Annotated in this window: 9 protein-coding genes; all 9 read left to right on the forward strand. The window is 58.4% G+C overall.

Annotated elements, in window-relative coordinates:
- Positions 1-35 precede the first annotated feature (35 nt).
- The 9 genes from QP981_RS09190 (at position 36) to QP981_RS09230 (ending at position 9,417) form a co-directional block, all read left to right on the forward strand.
- Positions 36-1,235, forward strand: a complete 1,200-nt coding sequence (locus tag QP981_RS09190; protein WP_016422894.1) for an argininosuccinate synthase — start codon at positions 36-38, stop codon at positions 1,233-1,235.
- Between the two features lie 45 nt (positions 1,236-1,280).
- Entirely contained in the window at positions 1,281-2,720 is a 1,440-nt protein-coding gene (gene argH, locus QP981_RS09195; RefSeq protein ID WP_016422893.1) for an argininosuccinate lyase, read from the forward strand.
- Positions 2,721-3,228: 508 nt separating this feature from the next.
- Positions 3,229-4,380: a hypothetical protein gene (locus tag QP981_RS09200; protein WP_284857895.1), complete on the forward strand. Its 1,152-nt coding sequence runs from the start codon at positions 3,229-3,231 to the stop codon at positions 4,378-4,380.
- A 6-nt stretch (positions 4,381-4,386) separates the two neighbouring features.
- A complete protein-coding gene (locus tag QP981_RS09205; protein WP_284857896.1) occupies positions 4,387-6,033 on the forward strand; it encodes a VWA domain-containing protein in 1,647 nt (548 codons plus the stop codon).
- The gene (locus QP981_RS09210; RefSeq protein ID WP_284857897.1) at positions 6,020-6,667 is read left to right on the forward strand and encodes a hypothetical protein; all 648 of its coding nucleotides are present in this window, start codon (positions 6,020-6,022) and stop codon (positions 6,665-6,667) included. The genes QP981_RS09205 and QP981_RS09210 overlap by 14 nt, the downstream gene beginning before the upstream one ends.
- The gene (locus QP981_RS09215) at positions 6,657-6,830 is read left to right on the forward strand and encodes a Trm112 family protein (RefSeq protein ID WP_005511714.1); all 174 of its coding nucleotides are present in this window, start codon (positions 6,657-6,659) and stop codon (positions 6,828-6,830) included. Before QP981_RS09210 ends, QP981_RS09215 begins: the two co-directional genes overlap by 11 nt.
- On the forward strand, positions 6,831-7,481 hold the full coding sequence (locus QP981_RS09220; RefSeq protein WP_284857898.1) for a DNA-3-methyladenine glycosylase: 651 nt from the start codon (positions 6,831-6,833) through the stop codon (positions 7,479-7,481).
- A gap of 48 nt (positions 7,482-7,529) precedes the next feature.
- Complete coding sequence (gene tyrS / locus QP981_RS09225; protein ID WP_284857899.1) at positions 7,530-8,798, forward strand: tyrosine--tRNA ligase; 1,269 nt, start codon at positions 7,530-7,532, stop codon at positions 8,796-8,798.
- A 244-nt stretch (positions 8,799-9,042) separates the two neighbouring features.
- Positions 9,043-9,417, forward strand: coding sequence for a hypothetical protein (locus QP981_RS09230; RefSeq protein ID WP_126108062.1), 375 nt, complete (start codon positions 9,043-9,045; stop codon positions 9,415-9,417).
- The last annotated feature ends 472 nt before the right edge of the window (positions 9,418-9,889 follow it).

A 9,889-nucleotide genomic window follows, 5' to 3' on the forward strand; every position in this document is an offset into this window, starting at 1 on the left:
TGCTTTAAAGCACCGATTAAAGGAGCGCTTACCCTATGACCAACCGGGTTATTCTTGCTTACTCTGGTGGCCTCGACACCACCGTTGCTATTCCGTACCTCAAGGAAATGACCGACGGCGAGGTCGTCGCAGTTTCCATCGATGTCGGACAGGGCGGCGAGGACATGGAGTCCGTGCGTCAGCGCGCTCTGGACGCCGGCGCTGTCGAAGCTGTCGTTGTCGACGCTAAGGACGAGTTCGCCGAGGAGTACTGCCTGCCGACCATTAAGGCCAATGGTCTCTACATGAAGCAGTACCCGCTGGTTTCTGCACTGTCTCGCCCGCTGATTGTTAAGCACATGGCGAAGGCCGCAGAGGAGTTCGGTGGCACTCACGTCGCACACGGCTGCACCGGTAAGGGCAATGACCAGGTCCGTTTCGAGGTTGGTTTCGCCAACACCGCCCCGGATCTGAAGATCATTGCACCGGCTCGTGACTTCGCTTGGACCCGCGACAAGGCTATTGCCTTCGCTGAGGAGAAGGGTCTGCCAATTGAGCAGTCCAAGTCCTCTCCGTTCTCCATTGACCAGAACCTCTTCGGTCGCGCCATTGAGACCGGCTACCTGGAGGACCTGTGGAACGCACCGACCAAGGATGTCTACGCGTACACCGAGGATCCGACCCTGAACTTCAGCTCCCCGGACGAGGTCATCATCTCCTTCGAGGACGGTAAGCCGACTGCCATCGACGGCAAGAAGGTTTCCGTGCTTGAGGCCATCGAAGAGATGAACCGCCGCGCTGGTGCTCAGGGCATCGGTCGTCTGGACATGGTTGAAGACCGCCTGGTCGGAATTAAGTCCCGCGAGATCTACGAGGCTCCGGGCGCAATTGCCATCATGACCGCACACGCAGCGCTCGAGGACGTCACCGTTGAGCGTGAGCTGGCTCGTTACAAGCGCCAGGTCGAGGGCGAGTGGGCCAACCTGGTCTACGACGGCCTGTGGTTCTCGCCGCTGAAGCGCGCGCTGGATGCCTTCATCGAGGAGTCCCAGAAGGGCGTTTCCGGTGACATCCGCATGGTCATGCACGCAGGTCACTGCAACGTCAACGGTCGTCGTTCGAACACCTCGCTGTACGACTTCAACCTGGCTACCTACGACGAGGGCGACACCTTCGACCAGACCCTGGCTCGCGGTTTTGTCGAGCTGCACGGCCTGTCCTCGAAGATGGCCGCAAAGCGCGACTTCAAACTGTAAAGATTCTCCAGAGCGACTAGAGCGAAAGGCCTATTGGAAAAGACAATGGTCGAAAAGCACGGTACCAACGAAGGCTCCCTGTGGGGCGGCCGCTTTGCCGGTGGCCCGTCCGAGGCGATGGCCGCATTGAGCAAGTCCACCCATTTTGACTGGGTGCTCGCGCCTTACGACGTTCTTGCGTCCAAGGCCCACGCCCGAGTGCTGCATGCCCGTGGGCTGCTCAGCGATGCCGACTTTGACACCATGATCGAAGGCCTTGATCAGCTCGGTCGCGACGTTGCCTCCGGCGAATTTGGTCCGGAGCCGACGGATGAGGACGTCCACGGTGCCATGGAGCGCGGTCTGATTGATCGCGTCGGCCCGGAGGTCGGCGGTCGCCTGCGCGCTGGTCGTTCCCGCAATGACCAGGTGGCAACTCTGTTCCGCATGTGGCTGCGCGATGCCGTGCGCGGCGTTGCACTGGATGTCACTGACCTGGTTGCCGCCCTGGTGGCTCAGTCCAAGGCACATCCGGATGCCATCATGCCGGGCAAGACCCACTCCCAGGCAGCGCAGCCGGTATTGCTGGCACACCAGTTGCTGGCTCACGCGCATCCGCTGCTGCGCGATCTGGACCGCATCCGCGATCTCGACCGTCGACTGGCTGTGTCCCCGTACGGTTCTGGTGCGCTCGCAGGGTCCTCGCTGCACTTGGATCCGGAAGCCATTGCTGAAGAGCTCGGCTTCGACTCTGCCACGGACAACTCCATTGACGGCACTTCTTCGCGTGACTTCGCCTCTGAGGCGGCATTCGTCTTCGCCCAGATTGCCGTGGACATGTCTCGCCTGGCAGAGGAAATCATCTACTGGGCCACCCCGGAGTACGGTTACGTCACTCTGGCTGATGCCTGGTCGACTGGATCCTCCATCATGCCGCAGAAGAAGAACCCGGACGTGGCAGAACTGACCCGCGGTAAGACCGGTCGCCTGATCGGTAACCTCGCTGGTCTTATGGCCACGCTGAAAGCGCAGCCGCTGGCCTACAACCGTGACCTCCAGGAGGACAAGGAGCCTTTGGTGGACTCGGTTGAGCAGCTAACCTTGCTGCTGCCGGCCCTGACCGGCCTGGTGGCAACGCTGACCTTCCATGAAGACCGTCTGCGCGAGCTCGCTCCGGCGGGCTACACCCTGGCCACGGACTTGGCCGAGTGGCTGGTCCGCGAGGGCGTACCGTTCCGCGACGCTCACGAGGCATCCGGCCAGTGCGTCCGCATCGCGGAGTCCAAGGGCGGTATCGGTCTGGACGAGCTTTCCGACGAGGACCTCGCCGGTGTCCACCCGGCACTGACTCCAAAGGTCCGTGAAGTGCTTACTATCGACGGCGCTGTCGCTTCCCGCGATACTCGCGGCGGCACTGCGGGTGTCCGTGTTGCAGAGCAGCTCGCTCGCGTCGACGAGAAGAACACTGAGCTAAAGCAGTGGGCTGAAAAGCCGGTTCGCGGCTAAAACTGGCAAAGCTGGCAACCTGCTAGCTCAGCTAACGCGGCTAATTAATCGGTGTGCGGTCAATCGACCTCACGCCGATTTTTTACAGCCCGGGGAGAAAGTAGAAAAACCAGCAACCCGACAACTGATGACCCGACAACTGGCAACCCGAAAAATTGCGGGCTCCACGTGCGAATACGGGCTGCAAATGTGAAACTGTGTAAGTTTATGACACTTTCAGGCCATTTTTCGGGCCATTTCTGTCATAAACGTAGTCAGTAACTCGGATCGACCCGCCGCCGCCAGTCATAAACGTAGTCAGTAACTCGAATCGACCCGCCGCCGCCAGCAACCCCGTAATGCCAGGGTGCCCCCGAAGTGACGCAGATTACTGATTATTTCTATATCTGTTGCCAGGTTTGGCCGGGTCTCTTACCATAATTTCATGGCGGAAAGTACGCGGTCGAGCGGTGGAAATCGCAGCTCACGAGATAAAAATAAAAATCAGAGTGGTAGCAAGAAAGGGTGCATGGGCCCGGGGGCAATTCTTGCAGTCATTTTGATTGTCATCGCGGCTGTTGCAGTCTATGTCGGTCGCGGCGGTAGTATCCCAGGTTTTTCTGGTGGCAGCTCCGGAGGAAACCGTGATTTCTTCGGTGGTGAAAAGACCGTCGTCAAGGCGATCGTTGGCTCTGAGAAGAAGCCCTTCTTCGAAGACAAAGAGGTCCAGAAGGCTCTTGCCTCTCACGGCTATACGGTAGAAGTAAAGACGGCGGGTTCGCGTCGGATGGCCACGGATGTGGATCTGGATTCCTTCGACTTGGCATTTCCGTCGTCAGCACCGGCAGCGGAGAAAATTGCCGAGAAAATGAGCGGCGCTGAGCGGTACGACGTCTTCTACACACCGATGGCGATCGCTACTTTCGACAACATCTTGCAGGCATTGGCGCGGGAAAATGTTGCTCGCCAACAGGGCACTACGTGGCAGGTAGATATGGCAGCGCTGGCCACGATGCAGCACGACAATGTCCGCTGGCGTGACTTCGCGGAGAACGATTATCCGTCGCCGCGCACGGTGCAGATGTCCACGACGGACATTCGTTCGTCGAACTCGGCCGCAATGTACTTGTCGCTCATGTCTTGGATTACCAATGAAGGCCGGATTGTGTCTGACAATGGGCAGGTCAATGCGGTCTTGCCAGAGCTCACCCCGCTGTTCACCGGCCAGGGATACACGGAGTCCTCATCTGCTGGACCATTTTCGGACTACCTCTCGCAGGGTGTCGGCTCAAAGCCAATGGTGATGGTCTACGAGTCGCAGTTCCTGGGGGAGAACAGTGCCCCGAACAGCCGGTTGAAGCCGGAAATGCGCCTGGCGTATCCATCGCCGACGATTCTGAGTACTCACGTGGCGCTGGGCTTTAACGACAATGGCGCTGCGGTCGCGCGGCTCCTCGCGGAAGACCCTGAGCTTCAGAAGCTGGCGGCCAAGCACGGTTACCGATCCAGCCATCCTGAGGCGATGGAGGAATTCCAGACGCAGTTGAAGACGGGCCAGGAGGTTTCCACCGATTTTGTGGACTCCATTGATCCGCCGAGTTTCGACATCCTCGAGCAGCTTATTGAGGGTGTTTCCCGTGGATACCAGAGCCCTCCGAGACCGGAAACGGAAGAGGGGTAAAGCCGAATGAACATGGATCGAATGAACATGGATAAGGCACTAACTGCCCTCCGCAAAATGCTTCTTGGCCTCGTCGGTGTGCTCGGCATCTTCGCTGTCGTGGCCTGTTCCGACGGTGGCCTGAATCTGCCGCTGGGCTCCGACGATGACAAGACGAATAAGATTAACGTCGATTCTGACCTCAAGGGCTCGACCATGCGTATCGCCGGGGCCACGGAGCTTGCAGAGCTCCAGCCACTGATGCAAAAGGCCTCCGACGACCTCGGTTTTACTATTAACCTTGAGCTTCTCGACGGCACCGTGAAGAACAGCCACGCGCTTGTCGCAGGCGAATTCGACAACGACTTTGATGCCACTTGGTTTGCTACCAACCGGTACGTTGATCTGCTCGGTGGGGCTGACAAGCTGGGCGAAGCCAAGAAAGTCGCCACCTCGCCGGTAGCCTTTGGTATCCATTCGGCGAAGGCTCGAGAGCTCGGTTGGGATACCAAGCAGCCGACGTGGGCTGAGATCGCGGAGGCTGCGTCGTCAGGCAAATTGACCTACGGCATGACCAACCCCGCGGAATCGAACTCGGGCTTTTCCGGTGTGGTGTCGGTTGCGACCGCGTTCGCCGACACCGGATCGGCGCTGACTACGGGGGATATCAACCGCACCACGCCTGAACTGCAGAAGTTCTTCGAGGGGCAGAAGATGACCTCGGGTTCGTCGGGGTGGCTGCGTGACAAGTTCCTGGATGAGTCGGACTCCGTCGATGCGCTCATCAACTATGAAGCTGTGTTGCAGCAGATGAATAAAGAGGGCGCTGACCTGGAAGTTGTTGTTCCGAGCGACGGTGTCATCAGTGCGGATTACCCGCTGACGCCACTAGCTCAGCCTGCTAACGGCCTCGCCGCGCGGCAGACGGAGGCACTCGGACAGTGGCTGGAAGCGAACTCGCAGGTTCTCGCCGATCACTTCCTGCGCCCGGTTTCCGATGACGCCAACCTGCCGGAAAGCATGACCAACAGCGTGATCATCGAGCTGCCTTTCCCGGGTGATCGCGCAGTCACGGATCGTCTCATTGAAGCGTACGACAATGACCTGCGCGTGCCCGGAGAGTCGGTCTTCGTTCTCGACACCTCCGGTTCAATGTTCGGTGAGCGCATCGCCGATCTACAGGCGACGATGCGCGCAATCGTCGACGGCAGTGCACGCACCGAAACGGGAAGCGTGGGATTGCGAAACCGTGAGATCGCGACGATCCTGCCGTTCAGTACGACCGTCGGCGAGCCCACGACCACGACAATCGACGGTCCGGAATCGCGTGCGCAGCTCACCGCCGCCGTCGATGGTCTGTACGCAGAGGGCGAGACCGCGCTTTACGACGCCCTGATTCAAGCCTTCGACCTTCTCGGCAGCTCGGATAAGAACTCGATTCCATCCATCGTGGTTCTGACCGATGGTCAGGTGACGTCGGGCAAGAGCTTTGCGGAATTTCGTGATTTCTACCAGTCCAAGGGCGGGAATTTGCCGCCGGTATTCGTCATCCGCTATGGCGAGGCAGATCCGGGAGAAATGCAGGAACTTGCGAATCTGACCGGTGGTAAGGTCTTTGAATCCCGTGAGACCGAGCTTGCTGATGTGTTCAAGGAGATTCGTGGCTACCAGTAAATCCTCCGGCACTTCCTCTGGCGGTGGCTTCCTCAACAGTCCCGCCAACATTATCGGGCTCATCCTTGCCATCGCCGTCGTGCTGCTGCACCTGACCGTGGGGCTTGGTTTCCTGTGGCCGGTTGTTGCGATTGCCGCCTGGGGCGCGTCGGTTGCTTTGTTGCCGAGGCAGAGCAAAGGGGCTCAGAAGTCCGTTAGCTCGGCGCCGAAGCATGAGGTCCCACAGCGTCGCCCGCTCAATCCATCTGAGCTGCGTAGGAATCTCCACCGGACATTGGGCCGGCTTTTCGATGCACAGCCTGGCGAAGATCTTGGCAACGCCGCAAATGACCTGGGTGCGACGCTGGAATCCGTCCTGAGCGAGTGGAAGTACCTCAAAGATTATCCCGAGCAGAAGGTGGTCATCGGCGGCATTATCCAGGAGTACTTGCCGCAGACAGTCAACTCCTACCTCGCGGTCCCGGAACGTCTGCGTCACAAGGCCGAGAATCCGGCGCGGGAGTCCATCGACCTGTTGCATTCCGCGGTTCAGAAGATCCAGGATGCAATCGGTCAGGACAACCTGATTGCTTTGGAAGGTCAGCGTGACACCCTGGCAATTCAGTTCGGTAAGGTAGTGGACTATGAGCCTTGATCCGAAACTCCTTGATATCCTCGCTTGCCCGCGTGACAAGGGGCCGCTTGAATACCTCGAAGATGAGCAGGTGCTGGTCAATCCTCGCCTGAAGATTGCCTACCGCATCGACGAAGGCATTCCGGTTATGCTTTCCGACGAAGCAATCGCCTGGGACAAGTAATTGCCTTTCCCGCTTCCCGACGGCTACAGCGCCCTCGACCGCACTGTGCTGTCGGGAGCTCCGATTGAGGCTGCGAAGACGCTGCTCGGCTGCGTAATTGTCATCCCCGCTGAGCATGTTATCGCCACCATCACGGAGGTCGAGGCCTATGGTGGCCCAGTTGACCAGCGCTATCCCGACCCGGCCGCGCATTGTTTCATGGGGCCAACCGCACGCAATCGCGCCATGTTTGGCCCGGCGGGACATTGGTATATCTACCGCTCCTACGGCATCCACTTTTGTGCCAATATCACCAGCGCTACGGACGGCACGGGTGGGGGAGTATTAGTCCGCTCCGTACGCATTGAGCAGGGCCTGGATGCGGTGCGCCGTCGCCGCGGTGAAAAGCCAGCAGTTACGGGTCTCGGACGTGGTCCAGGCAATGTTGGTCAGGCGCTTGGCCTTGACTTAAATGACTATGGGGCAGATGCGCTGGATCCGTCGTCACGCGTGTTCGTAGCGCAGCCAGAGAGCATCAACCCGGATAAAGACATCCACGCAGGCCCGCGTGTGGGCGTTCGGCGAGCGGCGAATCGGCCTTGGCGGCTGTGGCTTCCGGACGATTCCGTCTCAGCCTATCGGCGCCACAGGAAGGCGGTTGAGGAGTTCTAGGTCACCCTCGCGGTGAACGTCGGCAAGCGAAACGTTACGATAGTGGACGTGACTGAACAGAACATTATCGACGAACTACAGTGGCGTGGCCTGATTAATCAGTCCACCGATGTTGACGCGCTGCGCGAGGCGTGCGAAAACCCCATTACTCTGTATTGCGGTTTTGACCCAACGGGCGATTCGCTGCACGCGGGCCACCTGGTTCCGATGATTATGTTGCGTCGTTTCCAGCTGGCCGGTCACCACCCAATTGCACTGGCAGGCGGTGCTACGGGCTTCATTGGCGATCCGCGCGATGTCGGTGAGCGCTCGATGCTCAGCCAAGACGCCATTGAGCACAACCTGGAGGCCATCAAGGGCCAGCTGCGTCGTTTTATTGACTTTGAGGGCGATGCCCCGGCGACAATGGTCAATAATGCGGACTGGACTATGAACATGTCCGTCATTGACTTCCTTCGCGATGTCGGCAAGAACTTCTCCCTCAACACCATGCTCGATCGCGACACTGTGAAGCGTCGCCTCGAGTCTGACGGCATTTCCTACACCGAGTTTTCCTACATGCTGCTGCAGGCCAACGACTACGTGCAGCTGCGCCGCAACTACGATTGCGTGCTGCAGATTGGCGGCGGCGACCAGTGGGGCAACATTGTCTCTGGTGTCGATTTGAACAGGCGTATCGACGGCGCCAAGGTGCACGGCCTGACCGTGCCGCTGGTGACCGATGCGCAGGGGCAGAAGTTCGGTAAGTCCACCGGTGGCGGCAAGCTGTGGCTGGATGCTGAGAAGACCTCGCCGTACTCCTGGTACCAGTACTTCCTCAATGCTGGTGACTCGGTTGTTATTGACTACCTGCGTTGGTTCACCTTCCTGTCTCAGGAAGAGATCGCGGAGTACGAGGTCGCTGTTGCGGAGCGCCCGTTCAAGCGTGAAGCGCAGCGTCGCCTGGCACAGGAAATGACCAACCTGGTTCACGGCGAAGAGGCCACCAAGGCTGTTGAGCTGGCAGCGCAGGCCCTGTTTGGACGCGCTGAGCTGGCCGAGCTGGATGAGGCCACCCTGGCGGGTGCCGTCTCTGAGACTGAGGTTGCGGAGATCGCCGAGGGCGAGCCGCGTACTGTGGTTGACCTGCTCGTTGCTGCGGGTCTTGCCAAGTCGAAGGGCGAGGCACGCCGCACCATTAAGGAAGGTGGCGCGTACGCCAATAACCAGCGCATCGAGGACGAAGCGTGGGAGCCGGCTGCCGAGGACCTGCTGCACGGCAAGTGGATTGTGCTGCGCCGCGGTAAGAAGAACTTTGCTGGTGTGAAGTTCGTGTAGGTGCTGGTTGGTCTTTGTGTAGGCGCGCTGCTGATCTCTCGATCAATTGGTGTTTATGCAGCTTGATTCTTTTTAGGTAGCTGGGCTAAGGCTCCGGGCAGGCTAGGGGATTGATGATTTCAGAATCATCTGCTCCTGGTCAGCTTGGAGCCTTAGTTGTTTTAAAGGGAGCGTAGAAGCCGAAGCAAAGGTGGTAGCGATGAGTCCAAGACATGAAAACCGTGCTGGACGGGGAGGCTCGTTGATGGGTCGGATTATCGCGCGTTTCTCGAAGAAGTCTCAGCGTGCGTCAGAAACGGGCTCCGAACAAGCCCACGATTTTCAGGGTGAGGTTGCTTCTCGGCGGGTGAGCCCGCAGAGCACGCCAGGCCGATTGACGGTTGAAAACCCAAATGTGTTCTACACCGTTGAAGATAGGCAAAACGAAATCGTTATCCGTGAATATGATGCCTTCATCGGTGGCCTTTCCGACATGGTCGGACTGGAGGATGAATTCCAGCGGAATTTTTACGACCGTGAAGTCATTGTCAGGAAAACCACGGACAGTCAGCGAAAGGAGCGAATACATTCTTCCAGAGAAGCCTTCGAGGATTATCACCGAAGACTTCGTGGACAGTAGCTGTAGCTCTTCTTGGGTTTCATCAAAGGAGAGGACTGGCAGCTTCTGGCAAGTCGCTCTACTGCACAGGAAAACCCTAGATCAGATCTATCTACCTGGGGTTTTGTGTCTTTGGGTCGGGTGTGTGTAATGTATTCGGAGGTCAGCGTGGCCAGGCAGTTTATGTGTTTGGCTGGCTGATGTGGGGGAAATGTTTTCGTGCGGTTAGCCGCTGGGAGTCGTTGGTTTGACTTTCTGGTTAATTGTTTGTTAATGTTTTCTCTCGCTGCTCACGTGGTGGTTGCCCTGGTTTGCGGTGGTTGTCTTCGTGGGTGTGTGTTGTGTGAGAACTCAATAGTGTGCCGATGTACTAACTAATACTTTTTTGGGAAAGTGCTTGTTTGGTTGTCGTTTGCGCGTGTGTGTTGCTGGTGGGTGCCGGGGGCCTTTGTTTGTTTTGGGTCCTTTTGTGCTTGCGGGTGATGGATTGCGT

It is taken from the genome of Corynebacterium sp. MSK047 (assembly GCF_030232285.1).
Lineage (GTDB): Bacteria > Actinomycetota > Actinomycetes > Mycobacteriales > Mycobacteriaceae > Corynebacterium > Corynebacterium jeikeium_D.

Excerpts from the sequence above, each read along its gene's own strand:
- QP981_RS09200 (WP_284857895.1), top strand. The coding sequence starts at position 3,229 with ATGGGCCCGGGGGCAATTCTTGCAGTCATTTTGATTGTCATCGCGGCT.
- QP981_RS09190 (WP_016422894.1), top strand. The coding sequence starts at position 36 with ATGACCAACCGGGTTATTCTTGCTTACTCTGGTGGCCTCGACACCACC.
- QP981_RS09230 (WP_126108062.1), top strand. The coding sequence starts at position 9,043 with ATGGGTCGGATTATCGCGCGTTTCTCGAAGAAGTCTCAGCGTGCGTCA.
- QP981_RS09215 (WP_005511714.1), top strand. The coding sequence starts at position 6,657 with ATGAGCCTTGATCCGAAACTCCTTGATATCCTCGCTTGCCCGCGTGAC.
- argH (WP_016422893.1), top strand. The coding sequence starts at position 1,281 with ATGGTCGAAAAGCACGGTACCAACGAAGGCTCCCTGTGGGGCGGCCGC.
- QP981_RS09205 (WP_284857896.1), top strand. The coding sequence starts at position 4,387 with ATGAACATGGATCGAATGAACATGGATAAGGCACTAACTGCCCTCCGC.